The organism is Paenibacillus septentrionalis (genome assembly GCF_042659865.1).
GTDB lineage: Bacteria > Bacillota > Bacilli > Paenibacillales > Paenibacillaceae > Pristimantibacillus > Pristimantibacillus septentrionalis.
In genome coordinates this window covers 27285-50995 of record NZ_JBHSTE010000003.1, presented here as the reverse complement: position 1 = coordinate 50995, position 23711 = coordinate 27285, and the positions used below count along the sequence as shown (strand labels likewise).

General features: G+C 40.4%; 24 protein-coding genes and 1 pseudogene. 17 read left to right on the top strand and 8 right to left on the bottom strand.

Annotated features, from left to right (window positions below; all coding sequences use genetic code 11):
- Position 1 precedes the first annotated feature (1 nt).
- From ACFP56_RS08695 to ACFP56_RS08655, 9 genes are all read left to right on the top strand, one after another.
- Positions 2-817: a sirohydrochlorin chelatase gene (locus ACFP56_RS08695; protein WP_379233409.1), complete on the top strand. Its 816-nt coding sequence runs from the start codon at positions 2-4 to the stop codon at positions 815-817.
- Entirely contained in the window at positions 817-1728 is a 912-nt protein-coding gene (locus ACFP56_RS08690) for a diacylglycerol kinase (protein ID WP_379233407.1), read from the top strand. The genes ACFP56_RS08695 and ACFP56_RS08690 overlap by 1 nt, the downstream gene beginning before the upstream one ends.
- A gap of 46 nt (positions 1729-1774) precedes the next feature.
- Positions 1775-3340, top strand: coding sequence for a 23S rRNA (uracil(1939)-C(5))-methyltransferase RlmD (gene rlmD / locus ACFP56_RS08685; protein ID WP_379233405.1), 1566 nt, complete (start codon positions 1775-1777; stop codon positions 3338-3340).
- 302 nt (positions 3341-3642) lie between these two features.
- Positions 3643-3810: a hypothetical protein gene (locus ACFP56_RS08680; protein ID WP_379233403.1), complete on the top strand. Its 168-nt coding sequence runs from the start codon at positions 3643-3645 to the stop codon at positions 3808-3810.
- Positions 3811-4230: 420 nt separating this feature from the next.
- On the top strand, positions 4231-6990 hold the full coding sequence (locus tag ACFP56_RS08675; RefSeq protein ID WP_379233401.1) for an ATP-dependent DNA helicase: 2760 nt from the start codon (positions 4231-4233) through the stop codon (positions 6988-6990).
- A gap of 598 nt (positions 6991-7588) precedes the next feature.
- A complete protein-coding gene (locus ACFP56_RS08670; protein WP_379233399.1) occupies positions 7589-7765 on the top strand; it encodes a hypothetical protein in 177 nt (58 codons plus the stop codon).
- Positions 7755-8252, top strand: coding sequence for a hypothetical protein (locus ACFP56_RS08665; RefSeq protein WP_379233397.1), 498 nt, complete (start codon positions 7755-7757; stop codon positions 8250-8252). Before ACFP56_RS08670 ends, ACFP56_RS08665 begins: the two co-directional genes overlap by 11 nt.
- A 1-nt stretch (position 8253) precedes the next feature.
- On the top strand, positions 8254-8586 hold the full coding sequence (locus ACFP56_RS08660; protein WP_379233395.1) for a hypothetical protein: 333 nt from the start codon (positions 8254-8256) through the stop codon (positions 8584-8586).
- Positions 8583-10442 carry a hypothetical protein gene (locus ACFP56_RS08655; protein WP_379233393.1) on the top strand — a complete coding sequence of 620 codons (1860 nt, stop codon included), beginning with the start codon at positions 8583-8585 and terminating at the stop codon, positions 10440-10442. The genes ACFP56_RS08660 and ACFP56_RS08655 overlap by 4 nt, the downstream gene beginning before the upstream one ends.
- 1492 nt (positions 10443-11934) lie before the next feature.
- On the opposite strand, the pseudogene ACFP56_RS08650 reads toward ACFP56_RS08655, so the two are convergent.
- Positions 11935-12222: pseudogene (locus tag ACFP56_RS08650) on the bottom strand (transposase); the annotation flags it as partial.
- A 294-nt stretch (positions 12223-12516) separates the two neighbouring features.
- Here ACFP56_RS08650 and ACFP56_RS08645 point away from each other — a divergent pair.
- The 3 genes from ACFP56_RS08645 to ACFP56_RS08635 are packed head-to-tail and all read left to right on the top strand — an operon-like array spanning position 12517 to position 14242.
- Entirely contained in the window at positions 12517-12681 is a 165-nt protein-coding gene (locus ACFP56_RS08645) for a conserved phage C-terminal domain-containing protein (protein WP_379234640.1), read from the top strand.
- A gap of 18 nt (positions 12682-12699) precedes the next feature.
- Entirely contained in the window at positions 12700-12885 is a 186-nt protein-coding gene (locus tag ACFP56_RS08640) for a hypothetical protein (RefSeq protein ID WP_379233391.1), read from the top strand.
- A gap of 49 nt (positions 12886-12934) precedes the next feature.
- Positions 12935-14242, top strand: coding sequence for a putative phage abortive infection protein (locus ACFP56_RS08635; protein ID WP_379233389.1), 1308 nt, complete (start codon positions 12935-12937; stop codon positions 14240-14242).
- Between the two features lie 509 nt (positions 14243-14751).
- Here the strand turns inward: ACFP56_RS08635 and ACFP56_RS08630 are convergent.
- From ACFP56_RS08630 to ACFP56_RS08610, 5 genes are read right to left on the bottom strand one after another with little or no spacing between them, the layout of a single operon-like run.
- Positions 14752-15048, bottom strand: a complete 297-nt coding sequence (locus ACFP56_RS08630; protein ID WP_379233387.1) for a spore coat protein — start codon at positions 15046-15048, stop codon at positions 14752-14754.
- Positions 15049-15061: 13 nt separating this feature from the next.
- Positions 15062-15259 (bottom strand): hypothetical protein, encoded by a 198-nt coding sequence (locus ACFP56_RS08625; protein WP_379233385.1) that lies wholly within the window; start codon positions 15257-15259, stop codon positions 15062-15064.
- A 35-nt stretch (positions 15260-15294) separates the two neighbouring features.
- Positions 15295-16431, bottom strand: coding sequence for a zinc-dependent alcohol dehydrogenase (locus ACFP56_RS08620; RefSeq protein WP_379233383.1), 1137 nt, complete (start codon positions 16429-16431; stop codon positions 15295-15297).
- The gene (locus ACFP56_RS08615; protein ID WP_379233381.1) at positions 16428-16814 is read right to left on the bottom strand and encodes a spore coat protein; all 387 of its coding nucleotides are present in this window, start codon (positions 16812-16814) and stop codon (positions 16428-16430) included. Before ACFP56_RS08615 ends, ACFP56_RS08620 begins: the two co-directional genes overlap by 4 nt.
- A 12-nt stretch (positions 16815-16826) precedes the next feature.
- Positions 16827-17069 carry a spore gernimation protein GerQ gene (locus tag ACFP56_RS08610; RefSeq protein ID WP_379233379.1) on the bottom strand — a complete coding sequence of 81 codons (243 nt, stop codon included), beginning with the start codon at positions 17067-17069 and terminating at the stop codon, positions 16827-16829.
- Between the two features lie 209 nt (positions 17070-17278).
- Between ACFP56_RS08610 and ACFP56_RS08605 the strand changes: the two genes are divergently transcribed.
- The 3 genes from ACFP56_RS08605 to ACFP56_RS08595 all read left to right on the top strand — a co-directional run bounded on the left by ACFP56_RS08605 (position 17279) and on the right by ACFP56_RS08595 (position 20988).
- Positions 17279-18373, top strand: coding sequence for an L-dopachrome tautomerase-related protein (locus ACFP56_RS08605; protein WP_379233377.1), 1095 nt, complete (start codon positions 17279-17281; stop codon positions 18371-18373).
- A gap of 475 nt (positions 18374-18848) precedes the next feature.
- Positions 18849-19943, top strand: a complete 1095-nt coding sequence (locus tag ACFP56_RS08600; RefSeq protein WP_379233374.1) for a serine hydrolase domain-containing protein — start codon at positions 18849-18851, stop codon at positions 19941-19943.
- A 262-nt stretch (positions 19944-20205) separates the two neighbouring features.
- Entirely contained in the window at positions 20206-20988 is a 783-nt protein-coding gene (locus ACFP56_RS08595; protein WP_379233372.1) for a hypothetical protein, read from the top strand.
- 38 nt (positions 20989-21026) lie between these two features.
- Here the strand turns inward: ACFP56_RS08595 and ACFP56_RS08590 are convergent, their stop codons facing one another.
- A complete protein-coding gene (locus ACFP56_RS08590; RefSeq protein WP_379233370.1) occupies positions 21027-21395 on the bottom strand; it encodes a winged helix-turn-helix transcriptional regulator in 369 nt (122 codons plus the stop codon).
- A 106-nt stretch (positions 21396-21501) separates the two neighbouring features.
- On the opposite strand from ACFP56_RS08590, the gene ACFP56_RS08585 reads away from it, so the two are divergent.
- Positions 21502-21894, top strand: a complete 393-nt coding sequence (locus tag ACFP56_RS08585; protein WP_379233368.1) for a RidA family protein — start codon at positions 21502-21504, stop codon at positions 21892-21894.
- Between the two features lie 311 nt (positions 21895-22205).
- Entirely contained in the window at positions 22206-22559 is a 354-nt protein-coding gene (locus tag ACFP56_RS08580; RefSeq protein ID WP_379233366.1) for a DUF4260 domain-containing protein, read from the top strand.
- A gap of 170 nt (positions 22560-22729) precedes the next feature.
- Here ACFP56_RS08580 and ACFP56_RS08575 read toward each other — a convergent pair whose 3' ends face one another.
- Positions 22730-23692, bottom strand: a complete 963-nt coding sequence (locus ACFP56_RS08575; RefSeq protein WP_379233364.1) for an NAD(P)-dependent alcohol dehydrogenase — start codon at positions 23690-23692, stop codon at positions 22730-22732.
- Between the last annotated feature and the right edge of the window lie 19 nt (positions 23693-23711).

Genomic DNA, 23711 nt, shown 5'->3' with positions numbered 1-23711 from the left:
GATGACAAGTAAAAAAGGCATATTAGTTATTAGTCATGGCTCAAGAGAGCAATCCTGGGTGCAGGCCGTAGATGAAGCTGTAGAAGCTGCCAGACAGCTTTGGATCGCGCAGGCAAGTGACGAAGCATCGCGTGTGAACAGAAGAGATATCCCAGTATATGCTGCTTATTTGGAATTGGTCGATGGCAGATTGATTCAGGATGGAATAAATGCATTGGAAGAAAAGGGTGTTACACACATTCATGTGATGCCTTTATTTGTTTCTGGCGGAAGCTCGCATGTGGAAGAGATCAAGCAGGCTTTTCGATTTGAGCCCGTGTCAGATTTTATTGGGGATCTGGGGACCTTTGCCTTCAATGCGCATATTGATTTTGATGAACCGATTGGTGCTGAACCGGAAATTATTCATATATTGCAGAAGCAGCTAAAACAGCTATCACGTGAACCTGAGAACGAGGCTGTATTGCTGCTCGGTCATGGCAGCAGTATGGCGTATTTCTATGAGAAATGGGAAGCGGGTATGAAAGGGATCGCAGATCAATTAGCAGAGGAGCTGCCATTCAAGGAAGTCACCTATGCGCCATTGCTCCCTGAAGGTTCCAGGGATGCACTCATCGCGCTGCAGGAGAGAGTTCCGCAGGTCGTTGTGCTCCCACTATTTATTAGCCCGGGATATTTTACGCGTCATGTGATTCCAACTCGGTTGGATGGGCTACACTATACGTATTCGGGTACAACCTTACTTCCTGATGAATGGATGTCCAAGCTGCTTTGTCGAAGATTTGAAAGCTATGCCCGGGATAAGGAGAATGCTTGATGAAGAGAGCAAGATTAATCTATAATCCTACTTCTGGCAGAGAAGAAATGCGCCGTAGACTACCAGATATTTTGCAGAAGCTGGACGAAGGCGGGATCGAAGTAACCTGTCATGCTACGACTGGCGAAGGAGATGGTACGGCTGAGGTTGAGCGAACACTCGCACGCGGCGGCTATGATATGATTATTGCAGCAGGCGGAGATGGTACGCTGTATGAGGTTATTAACGGACTTGCCAATAAGCCGAATCGATTGCCGCTTGGCATTATACCTGTTGGAACTACAAATGATTTTGCGCGTGCGATGGGGATTCCGAAGCATTGGGAATATGCCTGCGAGTTGATTATTAACCAATACAAGGAACCGATTGACGTCGGTCGTGCTAACGAAAGGTTCTTTCTCAACATTGCAGGGGGAGGCTTCTTGACGGAGCTCACCTACGATGTACCGATTAAGCTGAAAACGATGATTGGACAGCTGGCCTACTATTTAAAAGGGATGGAGAAGATGGTACATCTGCGTCCAACCGAGCTTACCTTTCACGCGGAAGGCGTAGGCGAATTTGTTGGCGAGTTTATGATGTTTCTAATCTGCAATAGTAATTCAGTTGGAGGATTTGAGCGTTTGGCTCCAGATTCGAAGCTGAATGATGGATTGTTCGATGTGCTGCTCGTACGCAAGTGTAATTTGGCGGAGTTTATTCGTCTTGTCACGCTGGCACTGCGCGGGGAGCATTTAGGTGAAAAGCATGTCGTTCATTTTCGGACTAATCGATTAACCGTCTCATCACCGAATATGGTTCAGCTGAACCTAGATGGCGAGTATGGTGGAACGCTGCCGGCGGTATTTGAAAATTTGCCGCAGCATATTGATATTTACAAGGATGAAACGGGCGAGTCGACCTACAGCTAACGAGTAGTTGGGCTCGAGTATATAGAGCGTAGAGCGGAGAATAAGCATGAAGCGAAAGCAAGGAAAACAAACAGAGCAGCATCGAAAAAGAAACAGCAACAAGCCTTCAGGAGCGTCTGAAGGCTTGCATGCTAAAAATGAGATTGTTACCGTCGATATGATCGGTTTGACGCATGATGGTGATGGAGTTGGACGTACGGAGCAGGGCTTCACCCTGTTTATTCCGCATGCCTTGCCGGGCGAGCGTGTTCAGGCGAAGGTGCTTAAGAGCAAGAAGCAGTACGGCTACGGAAAGCTGCTGTCGCATCATTCGACGAGCGAGCAGCGCATCGAGCCTGCCTGCCCGATCTATGCGCAATGCGGCGGCTGTCAGCTGCAGCATTTCGATTACGAGGCACAGCTGAAGTGGAAGCGGCAGCATGTGATCGACAGCTTGACGCGCATCGGCAAGCTGAAGGTGGCGGGAGAAACTGGTGCGGCAAGTGTACCTAGGGAGAATAGTATGACAGGCACAGACAAAAATGAGCTAAGTGACATGTCAGGCGAAGACATGGAGAGCACGAATGCTGGTGTTCAGCATGATGTCATCGTGCATCCAACGATTGGCATGAACGATCCGTGGCGTTATCGGAATAAAGCAGCTGTACCCATTGGACTAGCAGCTGATGATGGTGAGTTGGTTGGCGGTTTCTATGCAAAGGGAAGCCATCGCATCATTGATATGGACAATTGCATGATCCAGAAGGACTTGAACGATGAGGTTATCGCGATTGTGAAGCAGATCGCCAAGGAGCTGCGTATTCAGCCTTATGATGAGGAGTCTGCTAGTGGTGTGCTACGCCATGTGATGACGCGAATTGGCGTCGTAACAGGCGAGATCATGATCGTACTCATTACGAATACGGAGAAGCTGCCGCGCCAAGCAGAATGGATTGAGCAGCTTCGCAAGCGCGTGCCGAATGTGAAAAGCATTGTGCACAATATAAACCCTAGAGTGACTAATGCAATATTTGGCGATCGCACTGAGGTGCTGTGGGGCAGTGAGGTCATCTACGATGAACTGGATGGACTTCGCTTTGCCATCTCGGCACGCTCATTCTATCAGGTGAATCCTGAGCAGACCGTGACGCTGTACCGCAAGGCGGTGGAGTATGCAGCGCTGACAGGTACGGAGCAGGTCATTGACGCCTACTGTGGAATCGGCTCGATCTCGCTGTTTTTAGCGAGACAGGCGGGTCATGTGTATGGAGTCGAGATCGTACCTGAGGCGATCGAGGACGCGAAGCGCAATGCCAAGCTGAACGGCCTAGACAATACGACGTTTGAAGCGGGTCCAGCAGAGGTTGTCATTCCGCGGTGGAAGCAGGAGGGCATGAACGCGGATGTGATCGTCGTCGATCCGCCGCGCAAGGGCTGCGATCAAGCGCTGCTGGAAACGATCCTCGCGATCAGACCAGAGCGCGTCGTCTATGTGAGCTGTAATCCGTCGACGCTCGCACGCGATCTTCGCGTGCTGGAGGGTGGCGGGTATCGCACGGTGGAGGTAACGCCAGTGGACATGTTCCCGCATACGGGGCATGTTGAGTCGGTTGCGTGGTTGGTTAGGGAGTAGTACAGAGAATGTAACTGGGAGCCCTTGCGTAGCAAGGGTTTTTTGTTGTCAGGATATTTGGTCAGGGTAACTTATATGAAGGGAAATAGACGTTGGTGTGAAACTGGTGCGAATTTTTTTTGTGGGTGAAGATTAATCGGGGTGAACCGTATCATCGGCAGTGGTAAAGCAGAGGGTCGAGTTGAAGGTGGAAGCGGGGATGCTCGATCTGCGAATAGGAGCGTAAATGCTCCACACACGTGGAGTGCCTAATATTGATGATACGAAATGAGATGTGACAGTACTGCTCAAGAAGGTTGTTTATGTGTCGCTTGCTGAAATCGAATATATTGCTCGACATAATCATCGGCAGGGTCTATGTTTGTCGGGACGAGATCAAGGTTCATTTCAAGTTGAAGATCAGCCAGTTCATCGGGACGATGGGCGTAGAGATTGAAAATCAGTTGGATGCTGATAAGGTAATTGAATAAGGTCTATATGGCTAATAAAGTTGAGATTCCTGCTGCTTGCAGGAGATCTTTTCTATTGTCGAAAATGGGAATATTTTCTGGATATTGTATTAGAAATAGGCTATGATTAATCCATGTACATTTGCCTAACGAATAGGAATGGAATGGGAATACATTATAGGGTTCGTCAACATGCGTAGGTGAGAGGATTGCAATTCACTTTGGAACGGTAAGTGATTAGAATCTGTACATCGCAAAAACTGATAAATATGTAATCAAATCAAGGATTTTTCAATAAAGATTCGCGTTCTTTACCGAGTGATGGGAATATCGAGTACTGGAACAAGAATTTGTCGCACTCAGCGAGTTCTTACTTCCGCCCTTGATGGTCGAACAAGTCTCCGGTGACGACGAGCGAAGCCTAGGAAATGGGGCAAGCAAATGACTACCAGACCCGAAACAATTCGTAGAATTGACGAACAAATTTTCAGAAGTGATGCTGCTATTTGCCGTCATATTGAGCAACTTGACGTCATGGGGAGAGGGGCGGTTTCGCAGGATATTCTGTCCAATTTGCGGACGTTTGTTGAGCATACGATGTTTAAAATCTACGCCCATGCCAATGATACTACGTATGACTATCAACAAATAGGGAAAGCTATCAGCTTCGTGAAGACTAAGGGGAATCTAAAGTTCTTATGGAGATTTCACGCTTATTTACAAATTGTTGCATCGCACTATACACTTGAACCCGAAGATTCAGAACGCGTGATGTTGAAATACTATGAGTTTATGCTGAAAATCAAAGCCTTGCTGAAAACCGAACATGGGCTTGAAGTACTTGCAAATCTTGATAAATTTCCTCTAAACACTGATAGAAACCTTCAGGAGTATTACGAGAAAATAGCCGTGAGGCTGAGTAGTAGAAATCATAATGCGGATAGGTCTTCATCCGTTAATGTGCGGTACTATATCCACAAGGTTAAGCCGTTCTTTGTAAATCAACATATTTACTACGAAGTCACCTTTTTCCCCGCGACTGGAAAGACCAACAAATTTGACCGTATAATCGCTTTCACTAAGTTGGATATCTCAAAATATTATGCTGTAAAACTTTGGACGGTCGAGGAAAACATCAGTCTCCTTGGTAAGACTATGCCCATTCTCATCATTGTAGATTGGGAAGTAGCAATTCGACCGATTGAAATAGAGAAGTTTTCTAGGATTTTCGGAATAACTTTGCAAAATCATGCAAGCTCAGCTGAGGGTCGAGGATTGATGCGCTTCTTAACGCAGACCGGGTTTAACCTTGTAGAACTGCTTTGTTTTGAAGAAACACATTATCGTAAGGTTCGTTCCGATATTCTTGCGATGTTTAATGCCAAGGTTAGTAATCTTTTTGACTTGTTTGATCGTTGCCGCGAAATTATCGGAAGTAATCGTCCCGGATGCACTATTTTACGGTATTTACTTTACCATTTGAATAACAAGGTACTAACTGACCAACTTGGTGATTCAAATGAACATCTATCAAATCTCCGGTTGCAGTGGGGCTGTATTCCCTTTGATAAGATGCCATTCTGTACTTCGCCTTTAAGTCACAACCCACGACTCGGTGATTTGTTTGATTGTCTTGACGCATCAAATAGGGAGCACGAGATGCTTGCTCGCCTTATACTCATAAATACAGGGATAAACGGGCAGCTTTATACCCCAAGAAAGGAACTTGAACGTTTCGGAGATGTCGACAGTCTTGTAAATACCTTTAATATGAAGTTACACCGTAGTCCTCGACAACAAGCTCGCCGCATAAAAGAACGAAATGGTCATTTTTACATAGTTGGCTATGAAAATGACACGGTTCAAATCATTCGAAAGCTGATTGAACTGTCATCTAACGGCGTTCAAAACTATGTTAACTCGGTAGATGCTTGGCTTGCTTCTGGGGCATATCAAGTGGACTGTGAAGAGAAAAAAGCCTCATTACGACAAATGTTCACTCAATCATCTGTTGCGCTAATATACGGTTCAGCTGGTACAGGGAAATCCACCCTTATCAATCATGTTTCAAATCTATTTAAAAATCAGAGTAAGCTCTACTTGGCACATACAAATCCTGCAGTTGACAACATGAAGCGCAAAGTTTCTGTCCCAACTGACAATGCAGATTTCATGACTGTTACAAAGTTTATAAAGAAACATAGTATACGCACTGAATATGATATAGTAATCATCGACGAATGTAGCACTATCAACAATAGCGATATGAAAGAAATCTTAATAAAAGCAGAGTTCGAATTGCTTATTTTGGTGGGAGATATTTACCAAATTGAAGCTATCCAGTTTGGTAACTGGTTTAGCGTTGCAAAAGGATTTTTACCAAAATCCTCAATTAATGAACTTTTACAACCTTACAGAAGTCGGGACAATGCTGAGTTGCAAACGTTGTGGGATAGAGTTCGTAGCATGGATGACAGAATAGTTGAAACAATAGCTAGAAACCAGTATTCGGTCACGCTTGATGATTCTATATTTACTGCTGCTGAATCAGATGAGATTATTTTATGCCTAAACTATGACGGTCTGTATGGGATTAATAACATTAATCGTTTCCTTCAACAAGCAAATCCTAATCCAGCGGTACCTTGGGGACTCCAACTGTACAAGATCGGTGATCCGATCTTGTTTAATGAATCTGATCGTTTCATGCCTGTGATTTACAACAATATAAAGGGCTGGATTGTGGATATCAAATTTGTTAAAGACAAAATCCAGTTTGACATCGAAGTGGATAAGTCGATTAATGGGCTGGAGGCTCGGTATTGTGACTTTGAGTTGCTGGAAAGTGCAGCACCGGGACGTTCGGTGATTCGCTTTACAGTCGACGATCACACCAATATTGATGAGAACCTAGAAGTGCCAGTAACAGCTATCGTACCGTTCCAAGTTTCTTATGCGGTATCAATTCATAAAGCACAGGGATTGGAATTCAATTCAGTAAAAGTCGTTATCACTGATGAAGTCGAAGACCACATAACTCATAGCATTTTTTATACAGCAATTACCCGTACTCGAGAAAAGCTGAAAGTGTATTGGACACCTGAGGTAGGACACAGAGTTCTCGGCGCGATTAAGCCACGAGATGTTGGTCGAGACATTTCATTTCTTAGAAATGCATTAACTGAATACTCAACCACATAAATGGGAGGCTGATGAATCTCAGGCTTCTGATAGCGTCTCTCTTGGAGACCACGTGGGCTACAGTGCTCATCAGCGCAACAGCAGGAACACTTCTGTCTCTGTGAGGCAATAACAGCAGCAGGCAATCGACACATGTGGAAGTGGTAATATTGATGGTCAGAGAGAGAAGTGACAGATTGGCTTAAGGAAGTAGAAGGACAGGAAGACAACACATGTTGAGTGTGTGTGTCGCTCACTAGGAAATAGCATATCAAAGCAACATTTACCTGCAAGTTGAAGCCCGACCTTACATGGTTTGGGCTTTTATTCGTGTTTATAGATATATGAGGACCATGTAAGCTTTTTGTTGGAGAGACATCTTTGTACCACTCTTATGTTTAGATCCTATTACTGATAGTTCGAAATGAATAGATGAGATGTGGTAGGTCGTCTCAAAATATTGTCTCTTTTTAACGGTTGCTATTTACAAGACTTTCACTATTTCTGAACTTCTAATGCATATGGTTCAAAAGTAGTATAAAAATGTACTTGCTACTATTCGTGGCTAGAAGGTTGTGGTAGAATTTAGATGATATGTTAAATAAGAGGGGGAAGTTTCATGGAGACCTGGCTTCGAGAACTATTGACACATGTTCTTGCATTTTTCGGGGGAGCTACCATAACTATGGTATTAAATAAAATCAGAATAAGTAACAAGAAAAATTATAAGGTAAATCAGAATAATAACACTGTACTTGGTGATTTAGTTGGAAGGGATAAGACTGTTGGAAAATAGTGTAGAGCAAACTCATAATAATGTCTCAGGTGATCTGGTTGGAAGGGACAAGTATGTAATTCAGACTGTCATGACATCTAAGGCTAGGAGTGCTATTAGACTAGAAGAGGATTTTTTCATAAACTCTGATGACGATAATAGTACTTTACTAAGAAAGCTTAAAGATGGAAAAACCAATGGCATGACAAGAACAAGAGCTATTACCTCAAAGCTAAGCGCCATGAAAATTATTTTTCAACTAAACAAGTCAGAAGAAGGGAAGCGAATATTAGCAGACATATATGAAAATCTTTTGACCTGTGTTTCTAGAGTTACAATGCCAATGGAGGACGGGGAATTATTAAAACATAAAAGTGACGACATATTTTCTCACTTCCCCGCCTTAGTTTCAAGATATGAAGATATAATAGAAATTGATGAAGCATTTCTAGAAGGACTTCTATATATTGCTACTTCAAACTGTGCAATAAGATGGAAGGTGGAATGAAATGAGTACATATATGTTAGTTGACCGTACATCCGATTGGTTTTTTGATGAAGATATCGATTTAGACCCCTATCTTTGTTCAATGCAAATATTAAAAGCTGTTTCAAAAAGACCAGTAGTTGGAATTAAATATAATAGAGTGCAAATGGTTCATAATGTATTAAAGAGGAGATCCCACGAAGCTATAGTTACTCTTGATAATGCTATCGTGATTTTGGTTAGTAGAAATTTATTGAAAATAACTGAGAGTGAGGGGAATAGTTTGGATTCAGTAATTCATATAACTGACAAAGGACTAGAAACCTTGCAACAATTTATGGAGAAAACGACATGATTTTAAAGAAAATAGTTGTTAAAGGGAAAAAAAGTCTTTCTGTTAATTTTGGAAAGATAAATTACATTCTTGGTGAAAATGCTACAGGTAAGACTACGTTTATAAAACTGATTCTTTATTCTTTAGGTACAAATATTGACTCCTTTATCGACGAAATAGATAAAGAAAATATGACTGAGCATGTAGAACTTGATGTCGAATTAAAAAGTGGTAGTGTTTATAGGTTTATTAGGAAACTACCTCGCTCGGAAACTATCTTGGTTGTACCGCTAAATGAATTAAATGAAATGATTGAAGAAAATGTACAAATAATGAACCTTGAAGAATTCTCAGATATGCTATTAATTGAGGAAGGCTACGGTACGGAAGAAATACCTTATGGTAACAATCATAAGGCTAATATGAGATATTATTTTATGCTAAGAGCAGTAACGGCTGATCAAGATACTCCAGCTTACAAAATCTTGGCTGATCTTGGTGGTTCGATTAGAAATTACATAAATAATCAAACACTGATTAAAAAAGCGATTATTGAGGCGTTGTTAGGTAAAGAAAACACTGAAGTTCAGAAAGCAAGATTGAAATTGCAAAAGTTGTTTAAAGAGCGGAGCTCCTTATTATCAAAAATTCAAATTATGGGGGAAGTAAGCTCGTCAAATATATTAAGCAAAGAAGAGTTCTCCGAAATACTAAAATTGAGAAACAAGAGTAAAATTGTTGAGAAAATCGAGGAAATAAAAAATGAAAAAAATAGACTATCAGTAGAACAGTCCAAATATATTTCCAAGCTTGAAACGTCTAATTCTAAGTTTGATGATAAAGTGAATCTTGAGTTGGCTAGAAAGATTGCAAAGATTCGTCAAAGTATTAATGAACTTATATTGCAAAGAGATGACATAACAAGTGTTAGTCAGACAATTAGTTCAGAAATAGAGAAATTAAAAAAAATGATTGTTGCTCGACAAGTAATTACACTTATTCCGGTTGAAGTGTGTCCAGTTTGCCTACAAAAAATAAATGTACTTCAATCATCTGATGAGCACTGCAATTATTGTAAAAATGAAATGAATAATAATGACCTGGAAAGAATATCACAATATAAGAGAATGTTAGAAGAGTCGTTGTATGAAGCCAATAAAGTTAGGACAGAACTTTTGAATCAAATTAAAGAAGAAGAAAAAAACAGAAAATCTATGGAAAATAGGATGGAGAAAATAAAGGAAAAGTTTATAAATGAGCAAAAAAAGAAGAACAATCCTATCGAAAACTTAATTATCTCAATAAAGCAACGTGTGGAAAGGCTTACTAAAGATGAACATATGTTAGAGGTTCATTTAGGTTATTTAACTGCAGTAGATGAACTGAAACTTGAAAAAAGTAGGTTGGAATTTGAAATAAATACACACAAGGATGAATTAGAACAACTGGAGAAAAACATTTACTATTCTGATGTGGATAAATTAGATTTATGGAAGAAAATATTTAGTGAAGAACTGAACTATGTATTTGGAACTGAAATGGATGTTACTTTGGATTCTGAGTACACTCCAATAATTGATGAAGTAAATATAAGAAATATTTCATCTGCTAGTTCGAAAGTTGCTACAAGATTATCTTATATAACATCTTTATTCCATCTGCAAGAAAAAGCTAATATTAATCATCTTGGTTTTATATTACTTGATTCACCGAAAGATAAAGATTTGGATGTAGATAAATATGGTCGGTTTCTTAAGAATCTTGAAAGGGTAGATACTGGGCAAGTGATATTAACAGGAAGTATTCTTGAAATGGATTTATATAATAAAGATCATATTATAATGACACTTTTCCCTGATCGCAAATTGCTGCAATAGTTTGTAATTCTGTACACTCTAAGACATTGAGGAAATCTTATATTAACTCCTGTAGAAATTATATGGGATCTGTTTGAAAAACCAAGACGTAGATGCTCTTTTTCACCGCTCGAAAGTAGCTTGCTCTCAAGCATGGTAAAGATACTTGAGAGTTTAGGAGTAGAAAGGCATATTCTTATCTAGCAATTGAAACAATCGCAAAATTTTGATCATATATGATGAGACTTTAATTGGACTTAAACAGCTATTGAATAAACTTCCCTTCTACGGTAGGATGAACGAACTTTTACCTTAGGAGGAATTTTTTTTGGGTCAACTAGGCTAAGCCATCGTATGATGAACGCTTTAATGAGTTAGCAAGATTAGAGAGTAAGTTATTCGAGATTGCATCATTGCCTCTAAAGCAAGGTGATCTAGAGGATTAGTTAAAGCATGAACTAGCTCCAAGAATGTATCAGCTTCTACTTGAATGGGAGGAGTCATTGAATCATCGAATGCTCTTGAAAAAGAGTGAATGTATTTAGGTGGGGGAAAAGACGGATGATGTGCCTTAAAGGCCTTGATGCCTTTGTATCAGATTTAAGAAAAAGAGCGGAAGAATTAAGTTATTGCGCTTATTCTCCGCTCTTTAGGATTTCAGTCTATCATATTTAATTTAGGCTAGATGGAAGAATGAAGATGGTTTGATTTTTAGTCCATCACATAATTCAAATATCTTGCTGACCAGATGGCTCGTTACGCCCGACTTCGATCATCGAGATATAAGAGCGGTCAACATCACAATGTCCTGCTTAATCTTCTTGACTTAATTCTTGCTTAATGCGGAGAGTTTTTATGGTTTTACCAATGATTTGTTTAATAGTTTACTCATTATGTTCCAAAGGAAAGAATCATCGCGCTTATAATTACATACGACAGATAAAACAGTCAAAAAAGTAAAATAATTACAATTAATTAGAACAATATTATTATTGTGTGAGGAGATATGTATTTTCCTAGCGAACAGCCGATCTCAGTCGCATACATTAACACTAATAATTTTGAAATAGTCCAGAACATGTTCTAAATTCGGGGTTGCAAGCAGTGGAACAGTTAAGCATATATTTTAAGTCATTAAGAAGTAACGATGACATTCAAATAACTAAAGGACATGTATCGCTATAGCTAATTCATTCTTCTGTGGGCGTATTGAATATGTATCGTTTAATATTAGACTGTACGGATTTAAGCTGGAATACGTTTTAGTACCTCAATTTCAATTAGGTAAGTTTTGTGAAGTAGGATGAAAATTAGCTTCAATTTGGAAAGGTATTATAAGACATTGCTGTATGAGTAAATTTTGGTTGAAAAGTCTTGTTATTAAGTAAGGATTATGGACTAGTTATGCGGAAGAAAAATATGCGCTGGTTTGGGCTTTAATTGAATAAAGGATGGTCTTTTCTTATATGGTTTGAATGACATAATGGACTGTCAACACCAAACTGGACAATTTTTATGAGGGAATCTTCTTGAACTGAATAGGCGTTAAATAGCCTAGCGTGCCATGGATGCGAATATGGTTATACCAGTGAACGTAATCTTGCAACTCCATGTTCAGTTGTTCTAGTGAAGTAAAATACTTGTGGTTAGAAAACTCTGTTTTGAAGAGTTTAAAAGTGGCTTCAGCAACAGCATTGTCGTAAGGACAGCCTTTCTTGCTGATTGATCTTTGGATGCCAAAGGCAGACAAAGCCTCTTCAATTAAGCCATTATCAAATTCTTTGCCTCGATCCGTATGAAAGATTTCAATGTCATGAAGGTTTTTCGTCCCATGATCAGCGCTGCTTGCTTTAAAATGTCATTCTCCATTAGTAGTCTTAGAGGCAGGAGTTCATTTTCTTCTTCACTCCGATTATCTTTTGCTTTAAATGAACCCGTTTGATGATATTTTTTAATCCAAGTATCTAACGCAGAAGCTGTTAGATCATACTCTCTAACAATAAGGCTTTCCGCTTGTAGCAAGTTGCACCATTTGAAGCTTAAATTCTGTGGTAAACGTTCGACGTTGACGAGCCATAGTTACACGCTCCTTTAAATTGTTAATCTTAGTCTACTTGCCCACATAATTTTTGTCCAACTTAGTGTAACCTATCCAGCGGTCATTGATAACAAGGTTAGGGATTGGCTGCACGATCCGAGGATGAAAGATTATTTACGTCCTATAACGTTATTTAGTCAAAGTAAGTTTAAGGTTATTTAAATCAAGGAGGGAGAAATCTTGAAGCTGACGAAGGACTTCAACAGCGTTCTGGAAGAGATCAAGAAGAGGGCGAATATTCATATCTCAACAGTAACAGCAGAATCAAGCCGGTTACAGAAGAAGAAATCGAACGAGCAGGAATCTTTTGAGTGTATTCAATGTAAGGATGAAGGACAAGAAGTATGGCGGGTTTGCGAATCTTAGTTAATCCATTATAATGACTTCATGATACTTACAAAGGAGAATGTATGTTGTGAATATATTTGATACAAGGACTATTGTTAATGTCATACTTGTTACTTTTTTAGCAAGTGTGCTACTTGCGCTGCCATTTAAATGGTTTAACTCTTCTACTGATAAGCAATATTGGTATCAAAGAAAAGAAAATTGGTGGATAATAGCTGGCTTTGTAATAGCTGTCGGCGCGGTGAGCATTCCTTTTGTTTTAATGTACGCAATTGATACTAATATTGCAGAAATATTAAAACAAAGTAGTGATGAGCAAGGAAAGAGTGTAGATTATTTATCAATACTAGCCTCTACGGGAGACTTTTTAGGTGGAACTACAGTAGGGTTACTTTCACTTGCAAGCATTATTTTTGTAACAGCAGCTATTTTTATGCAGAAAGAAGAATTAGAACTACAACGAAAAGAGCTCAAAGATACTAGAAAGGAATACGAGATTACTAATGATACTATGATAAAACAACAATTTGAAACAACTTTTTTCAATCTTATTGACATACATCACAAAATATTAAATGATATCGAAGAAAATGGTGAACGAGGAAGAAAAGCTATTAAAATTTATTTAGAAAAAATTCGTTCGCATTATGACGAGACAACTGTAGAAAAATACAAAAATGAAATCATTCAAGAAATGATTAGTTCAGACAACTTAGAAGATATTTTAGAATTAATTTGGTTTAATCATCGTGGAAATAACAATAAAATAAGTATGGTGAAAAATGAAATTACTCGAATTCGAAATGAATATGAGTTAGAAAAACTAACTGACCAGGAATTCGAGACTAAAATAAATAGTTTATATGATGAAATGAGTGTAATTGAAAATGCAGAGAAGGGTAAATTAAAAGATAAATTATTAGACGAAAAAGTAAAGAAATATCAAGTGTTGAATTTGAAACATATTTGGAAAAGTTTAGTTGATAATCTACCGGACAATGTTTTTATAAAGAAATTTTTAATGGATACATATTCAGAACCTAAATATATATTAAAAAAAGATGCATTTGAGGCAATTTATGTCCCCAAAGAACCCTATATAGGTCATTATTTAAGAAATATATACCATATTTTTAAGTTAATAGAAAATTCAAATGCTACTAAAAAGGAGGAGGATAAAAGAAAATATAGGTCTCTATTAAGAGCACAATTTTCTTCAGTAGAACTATTATTTATTTTTTATAACATTAATTATTCATCAAAGGGAGAGAAATTCAAGGAATTAATTTCGAGTACGAATTTTTTTGATGATCATTTGGACAATGCAGAACGCATATGGAAAAATGATCTTTTTGAGATTAAGAAATTAAATTGATGTGAAATTGATGTGAAAATCGATGTTAATTCACATCGATTTACAAAAATTAAAAGTAATCAATTGACAATAATCCTTGATGTACAAGCGTTCTTGACAATATACAGATTAGAAATTAACGGGGGTTTATCCCGCATACGGGGCATGTGAAGGGCTTGGCGTGGATGGAGAGAATATAGAGTGTGACTAGGAGCCCTTGCGTAGCAAGGGTTTTTTTGTGTTGGGATGATTTTGTTTTAGTGATTAGGAAAGTGAAATCAGAGATACTGTGAAATAGAAAAGAAAAGGAATTGAATTAACCTCTCCAGTCTCGAACCCCGTAGTTCATAAGCGGTAATATCAGCAAGGGACCTTAAGCAAGCTCAATAAATCTACAGAAAACACTGATCCAAGTGTGTTTGTGACGAAACCAATATAAGTGCGGAGCGTGTCTGCCCTTATTGTAGCTAAAATCAAAAAACGCGCCTGAACCATGGTGGTTTGCGCGTTTTGTTGAGCTGAATACGGTGTCAGGGCGAAATGTTCAAGGCGGTCTGAATATTGTTTAGATCGAGTTGAATTTGCTCTGGAGTGTGGTAGGGATGGTATAGGCCCCGCTGCATCATGTAGTTTGTTATCACTTCATGGGTGTCTATAGCCTCGTCGAGCTGCTTCATCAAAATTTGCTTGATTTCTGGAGTGACACATTCGGTTACGGCCATTGCGCAGTTTCTGACTCCGCTCTTGGCGTTCATCAAAAAATCCATTGCGATCACGTCGTCGGTCAGCGTATTAAGTCCCATCATGTGTTCTAATATTGTATTCATGTTTTATCTCCTATTAGGTTACTTTAGACAGCACTCCACCGAGCTCCAGAAGCTGCTGCTGTGCTAATTGCACATCTTGCTGTAAAATTTGTAAGAGCTGCGGGTCGGTTACCAGTGCTTGCATGGTTTTGGATTTGGTCATGCAAACGGTCTTGAACGCAGCCATTTCATGAACCTCTAGCATTTCATGCAAGGCGTAATTGGAATTCATTTGGATGTTCCTCCCATTTATTTATTCATCTATGTTCAAGGCTTTAAGATGACTTTGATGCAATTGTCCGTTTTCGTATCGAACACTTCATAGCCGCGCTTGGCCTCGCTGAGTGGAATGACGTGTGTAATAATGTCTCCAGGGTCCACTTTTCCCGACGTAACCAACTCGTACATATACGGCATATAATGAATAACCGGAGCTTGTCCGGAACGGATATTCACGTTGCGCTGCATAATGTCGCCGAGCGGGAATCCGTTATAGCGTCCGCCGTATACCCCAGTGACTTGGATGGTCCCGCCTTTGCGGACAGCCTGAGATGCAATGATAAATGCGCTCATGGTGCCGCCTTGCAGTTTCAAACCGCTAGCTAGAAATTCGAGATCGCTCATCTTGCCGTCCATTCCTACCGCATCAATGACGACATCGGCGCCGCCTTTGGTCATTTCCTTGAGAGTGTTGCCAATATTCTTATCCTGTTCGAAGTTAACGATTTCTACATTGTTCGTTCGCTTTGCATGCTGTAAGCGGTAATCGACATAGTCAACGGCGATGACTCGCTTTGCTCCTTTTAGCCAGCAGAACTTTTGGGCGAGAAGGCCGACCGGACCGCATCCGAGCACGATGACCGTATCTCCATTCTTTACGCCGGCGTTATCTACGCTCCAGAATGCCGTCGTCATTGCATCGGCGATTAAGCTTAGCTTCTCGTCCGGTTGTTCGCAGTTTTCGGGAATCTTGAAGTGGGTAAAATTTGCAAACGGAACTCGTAAGTACTCGGCTTGCCCGCCAGGGTATCCGCCGGTCGTTCCGGAGTAGCCGAAAAATGCCCCCATATCTCCGTTTTCGTTGGAGTTGTCACATTGGCTTTCAAGCTGATTTTTGCAAAAAAAGCATTCTCCGCATGAGATGTTGAACGGGATGATCACACGGTCGCCTTTCTTAACCTTTGTCACGCCGGGGCCTACTTCTTCTACGATCCCCATCGGTTCATGCCCGATGACATAATTCTCCTGAAGGTTAGGGATCATTCCGTGAATAAGGTGAAGGTCAGAACCGCAAATGGCGGTACTGGTAATCTTTACGATCATATCATCCGGTTTCTCAATTTTCGGATCTGGTACTTCTTTGACCATGACATTTTTAATCCCTTGATACGTTACGGCCTTCATGCATTATGTCCTCCAATATGTTCATCTGGGGTTCGATCAAACATCCCTTTACGCGACGTATCATCCGGAAACAAATTCATCTGCCCGATCATCACCGTATTTTTCGCAGAAAGCTGGTCGAGTTGGTATTGTTCGTTCAGCTCGTAAGGATGAAACCATTTTTTGCGAATCATGAGCTCCGTGATTTCTTGGTGCATTTCAATCCCTTGTTTAAGATGATTGCGCAAAAGCGATCTTACATCCGGAGAAGCCGTTTCTGTCAGGGCAATGGACAAATTTCGCACACCCTCCTTGGCACGAATGAGGAAGTCCATTGCAAAAGTCATATCTGCCATTTCCGGCATATTTAATGAATTAATCGGGTCTAAATAATCGGTATTCATTTGCGTTCCCCTTTAATGTGTTATAGGTGTCGGGCTATCTGGAACAGGTGCTTGGAAAGGAGCTCTTGCGTAGACAGCTTGCAGCTCGGCGATCTGTTGTGTGGATTGAATTACGTCTTTCTGCATTAAGGCTTTTAACTCTTGGTCAAAGACCAAGCCTTGCATAAGTTTTGACTTAGCGAGGCAGAGCGTTTTAAAGTTTAACGCCTCATGCAGTTCCATCGATTCATGAGGTGCTAGTGTTGCTGGATTCATAAGCAATTATTCCCTCCTTTCTTCATCAACGTTAGATTCTCCGGCTTCATTGGATCTTATACTAAAAATGATTGCCGTAAATGTGGGTTCCGGATATTCCATGCGGTCGTTTCGAGGTTCCTTTAAAAATATTTGATGATCCAGGCATTTGAAACACCTTCAGTCATATATATAGGCGATAGCAGTTCGAACATATTGAGGAGGATATCATGGAAGTAATACTGCCGAGTGAACAATATTTCGGTAAGCTTGAAGCGGTTTTTTTATTTTACGGGGCCATGCCTACAGGTGTTACTGTTTCTGAAACCGGGCGTATTTTCATTTGCTTTCCAAAATGGGGAGATGACGTTAAATTTACGGTGGCTGAAATCGTTCGTGATACATTACAGCCTTATCCCAGTTTAAAGGCTAATTTGGTAAGCCAATCGAGCATCACGACGTCCTTCATTAGTGTCCAAAGTGTCGTTGCGGATGGAAGAGGAACGCTTTGGGTACTGGATACAGGAGCTCCTAATTTTTCAGAACCGATCAGAGGTGGGGCGAAGTTAGTCGCTGTAGATTTAAATACAAATACCATAAGAAGCGTATTGACATTTACAGAAGATGTTGTACTGCCAACGACTTATCTGAATGATGTTCGATTTGATTTTCGTGTTGGTAAAGCAGGTTATGCTTATATTACGGATTCGTCTTCTCGAGGACCGGGTGCTATTATTGTCGTTGATTTAGAAACGGGTAATGCCTGGAGACGTTTAAATGGGGCGAATTCAACATCACCCGATCCCAATTTTTTACCAAAGGTTGAAGGTGAAATCCTGATGAATCGAAATAGAGATGGATCTACTTCACCCTTTAGATTGGCCTCTGACGGTATAGCGATTTCCCCGGACGGCAAGACGCTGTATTACTGCCCTCTCTCCAGTCGACAGCTGTACTCGATTTCAACGGAAATCCTAAGAGACCGAACGATACCGGATATGAATTTACAGTATCATGTGAAGTATTGGGGAGAAAAAGGTGCTTCAGACGGAATGATCACCGGTTCAAAAGGAAACGTTTACGCTGGAGACTATGAAAACAATAGTATCCGAAAGATATTGCCGAATGGAATCATGGAAACCATCGCTCATGATCCGAGAATTTTATGGCCAGATACTTTATCTATTGGTCCAGATCAATACTTATATTTCATCGTGAATCAATTACATCGGCAGGCAAGATTTCATTATGGAAATGACCTGCGGCAGAAGCCTTACAGTTTACTCCGTATGAAAATAGACGAAACACCTGCTCCTACCTTTTAAATAAATAATTCACTTTACACACTCAAAAATCCCTTTTCTAACTATTAGAATAAACTTTCAGCTAAAGCGCTTATTATTGGTACTTTCAACCAATAATAAGCGCTTTGTCTATGTAGAATCTCTATATACATTAGCTTGCTTAAGTCATAGATTCCAAGGAAGAGCAAAAAGTCCCTATAAGCTATCTCTATCTAAAGATTTGAGTGATACAGTGCGTAGAAATTAAGATGTTAAACAGAAGAAAAGCATTATTAATACTTTAATTCAGTCATTCTATCTATGTTATAGTACCAACTCAATAATTGGGCTATTATACATTTATTGTGATATGATTACTTTGATATAAAATTTAATATTCATACAACACGGTATTGGCGTTATTGATTATAAATGGCTCACCGATGTACCTCTCCGCTGTTGTTCGTGTTGCTTTCAGGAAACATCGTACTAATATTAAAGGAGGAGCTTGTTACATATGTTTTCATCACTCGTAAATATAGTAAAAGTAATTGAAGAGCATTTGAATCCTCAGGAATTTTTGGTGGGGGGAGCTGTCGTTGTCGTCAAGGACGGTCAACTCATTTATGAAAGAGGATTTGGGAACGCAGAGCTGGGCTCGACAAAAAAGGCATTTACACCAGATACCATGGTATGCGTGATGAGTATTGCAAAAAGCTTTACGGCTGCGTCTTTGCTAACGTTAGTGGAGGAAGGACTTCTCGATTTGAACGTTCCACTTGTCAACTATCTTCCTTATTTTCAGACCACAGATCGAAGAGAAAGTGACTTGATTACTGTAAAGCAGCTTTTATCGCACACAGCTGGATTCGGTGGTGATTTAGGAATCGGTGATCTTGTCGCACCGAATGCTGCTGATTTTGCATTTTACGATCAGTGGATCCAGATGGCTGGCATGCCAGAGTCGTTAATTAGCAAGGTTCGAAGCCGTGAAGACATTACCAGGCTAATACGGGAGATAGCATTAGCTGATAGTCCAGGACATAGCTGGAATTATTGCACAGATCTATTTATTGTGGCGGCAGATCTTTTTGAGAAGGTCAGTGGACAATCGTGGGACGACTATATGATAAAGATGTTTAACAGACTAAATCTGAACCGCACGACTATAAATGCAGAGGATGTTCAGAAAGACGAGAATCACGCCAAATACTATAGTTCTATGACTGAGGAAAACGCCATTTTGCTATCACCTTTCCCTGTTAATCGTATAGCAGCACCAATGGGATTTCTCTATTCGACAGCAAAAGATCTAGGTAAATATCTTAATCACTATATGAGTGATCATCCGTTTCTATCATCCGTATTGATAGAGAAGATGTTCGAACCTGTATGGGAGTTTGATCCTTACGAGGGATACGCACTAGGATGGGGAACGAGTATAGAAATGGGATATAACGTTATTGAGCACGGTGGTAGCTCTCAAGGCGTCAATGCATACCTGTGTATGGTCCCCTCTGAAAAACTTGGTGTCATCGTTTTATCTAATCATGATAGGACGCCTGCAAAGCACATTTGTTACGGTATACTTCGAGCCTTGCTTGCTAAGTAGTGCTTGGGCAAATCATTAGATTTTTTAGAAAATTGGTTAGAGGTATTTATTAAGTTCATACAAGATAGTATGAAAATCTCCCGTACATTCACTAAGGTGAACCGTATCACAAATAGGGCAAGTTCTTACGATTGACAGCAACAAGATTAGGTGATAATTTCAAGATAGGATAATAAAGGAAATGTAACCTTTGGGTTCAACCTCGCTGAGAAGTGTGGGTTGGACCCTTTTTTCATTTCAAAACCAGGGGAGGTTTCAAGAATTGTTGAAGACTGAATTGCTATTACAGCGGCTAGGCGAGATAGGCAAGTCACTCGAACACAAGGGTGGTGCTCTTTTGCTATTAGGGGTTGGTTCCGTGGGGGTCGAGATCGAACGGCTGGATGAATATTCGGATTTGGATTTCTTTGTCATTGTGAAACCGGGAGAGAAGAACAGATATATCGACCGATTGGATTGGCTCACAGACATACATCCACTTGCCTACTCGTTTAAAAATTCGGATGCGGGGTACAAAGTGCTGTTTGAGGACGGTATTTTCTGTGAGTATGCTGTATTCGAGGAATGGGAGCTAGAGAACGCCTCCTATACGGAAAGCCGGGTCATATGGAAGGACCCGATGTATGGTAATACGGGAATCGCCAAACCGTCCAACCCGATCCCCAGCCTAAAAAAGGATTCCTTGGACTTTTCTTTGAACGAAGCCTTGACCAATCTATACGTGGGGCTCGGCCGCTATGCACGGGGAGAGCGCCTATCCGCGACTAGGTTTGTTCAAGGGTACGCGGTGGATAGAATTCTATCCGTGCTCCATCTGCTGGAACAAGAAGTGGATTATTTTCCCGACCCGTTCGGTAATGAGAGGCGGGTAGAGAAGAGATACCCTCGTTTTGCGGAAATCATAGGAGAGATGATACAGGGATACGATCGTGTTCCCGAGTCAGCGCTTCGCATTTTAGATTTCATAGAAGAAGTGTATCCGGTCAATCGAAGGTTAAGTGATGAAATACGGCGATTGGCTAATATAGCACCATATCTCAAATAATAAAAATGACCGGATTGATATGGAATTGATAGCCTGTGTCATACGTCTTCTTTTATAACACCAGAAGCGGGAGACTGGTGACGTGCTCCCCATTCACATAACCCTTCAAGAATGGGGAGCAGAGTTTTCGCTTTATCTGTAAGTCGGTACTCAACTTTTGGGGGGATTTGAGGATATTCTTTCCGTTCGACCATCCCATCCCGTTCCAGTTCCTTAAGCTGTGAACTCAGCATTTTATACGTAATCGCTCCGACTTGTCTCTTCAGATCGTTAAATCTAACTGGCTCGTTCTCAGCCAGAAGGTAAATAATAACCATTTTCCACTTGCCGCCAATGACGGACAGTGTATAACCGAAGGGAGTGTCTTGAAGCCGCTTCACTTTACCCCTGTATTCAGCCATACCCATATGTTGTCACTATCCTTTCTGGTAGTACCTTTCATTAAAGTGCGTACTACTATTTTGTTTGCTACCATTTTATACTAACCATACTATGAACGAAAGGAGAACAAAAATGAGTATAGTAAAAACATTTGACCACGGTGTTGCATGGGAGGATGGGAGCGGTATATCCCAAGGGTATTCGATTAACGGAACAATTTATGTCTCGGGTCAATTTTCTCACGATATGCAGAGCAATTTCGTGGGCGCGGGAGACATCGAGGCTCAGACCAGGCAGACGCTTGAAAATCTAGATCGCGTACTTGCGGGGTTCGGCGTCACGAAGTCAAACCTCGCTTATGTTGAGATTTACCTTACAGATGTGAAGGAGCATTTCGAGCCTTGCATCCGGTTGTTTAGAGAATATATGGGAGAGCACCGTCCTGCAGGCAGTCTCATTGGCGTATCAGCGCTGGCGTTTCCTGAGCAGCTAGTTGAAATAAGCGCAGTTGCTCATACAGCATAATGAATGCAGCCATGCCTTGAGTGGCTCCCAGGCTGGCAGCCACTTAAGGCATGGAATCATAAGAGAAACTCGTCGACCGCAACCCAGTGGAATATAGGAGTGCGGTCGACGTAATGTGTTCGCAGAAAATGGTAATTTGTTCTAAAAAATCATTGAAATAAAGCAATTGACTCTGGACTTTACTCCAATGATATAATTTCACTGAAAAGGGGACTATATGAATTTTCAAACAAATAATAGATCTAAATCGATAAAGGAAACTCAACAATTATTTATACTTTGAGATAAACCTAAACAAGGAGAGAATCATAATGACGATAAAAAAAATGGTTCATGTTGAATATGCCATTGCCTTTGCATTTTTAATTTTTGTATACATGAAGCTCAATTTTCCGATTTGGTTGTTTTTTGTTCTTTTGTTCGTTCCTGATCTCACAATGCTTGGTTACGTGATGAGTAAGAAAATAGGTGCGATTGTTTATAATCTCGGACACACATTTATTTTTCCTCTTCTTTTAGCATTAGGGTACTTATATTTTTTGAACAGTCATCTACTTTTAGTATCGATCATCTGGATAGCTCATATTTGTATGGATAGAGCAATAGGTGCTGGTTTGAAATATCAAAATTCTTCATTTACTAATACACATATCCAAAGACTTTAAAGTGTACAAAATTTGCAAGGCTCATAAGATAAGGCTCTTCGAACAACGCTACCAGAATTGCAGAACTCATTCATAAGGAGGGTAAGCTATGGATAACAAAAGTGTGGGAACTATCTCCCTTTTATTAGCAGAATCGTATAAAAGCATCGCCTATGAATATAGCGGCTATTTTAGAATGTAATAATAACGTTTCCTTTTTTACGCTCGGTCTCAACATATTTTTGGGCAACCGGTAATTGTTCTAAAGGATATCTACGATCGATTACGGCGTTCAATGCCCTATTTTTAGCGAGTTCCATGAGAAATGATAAATTAGCACTATTCTGCAGAAGTCCAGCTGTTGCAAAAACAACTCGCTTTCCCTTTAGCGAAGATGTCCATATCATCTGCAACAGCACAGAGAATTTGACCGCAGTAGTCAGATAGACTCCCTTGGATGTAAGAACACGCTTGCATGCCGAGAAGGAGCTTTTTCCTACAGCATCAAAAACAACATCATAGGCTTTATTTGTCTTTGTAAAGTCTTCCCGGTTATAATCGACAACGAAGTCTGCTCCTGCTTTTTTTACTAAACTTTCGTTACTGCCTGAGCAAACGCCGGTTACTTCAGCGCCATAGTACTTGGCTAATTGTACAGCGTAGATACCGACAGCGCCCGAGGCACCATTAATTAGCACTTTTTGTCCTTTCCGCAAATTTGCTTTATCTCTTAAAAACGTCAGCGCTGTGGCTCCACCGTCACAGACACCTACAGCTTCCTCAAAGGATAAATCTTCTGGAATAAGAGCAAGAGGGCTCTCTTCAGGAAGGCATTTATACTCGGCATAAGCCCCAAAGTTCTTGACGCTCATTCCCAATACACGGTCACCTGGCTTTAAATGTTGAATTTCTTCGCCAACCGATTCGATAACTCCAGCTAATTCAGTTCCTCCTATTGCAAATTTCGGTCTGAACAGCCCGTATATCAGTTTTATCATAAATGGATCACCCTTGCGAAATGCGCAATCAGACGGCCCCACTGTAGAAGCATGAATGCGTATGAGAATATCTTTACTGCCGGGGGATGGTTTTACAATGTCTTGAAGAATAATCACTTCTGGTGGACCATACGAGAGTTGAACCATGGATCTCATGGGTTTTCCTCCTAATAAA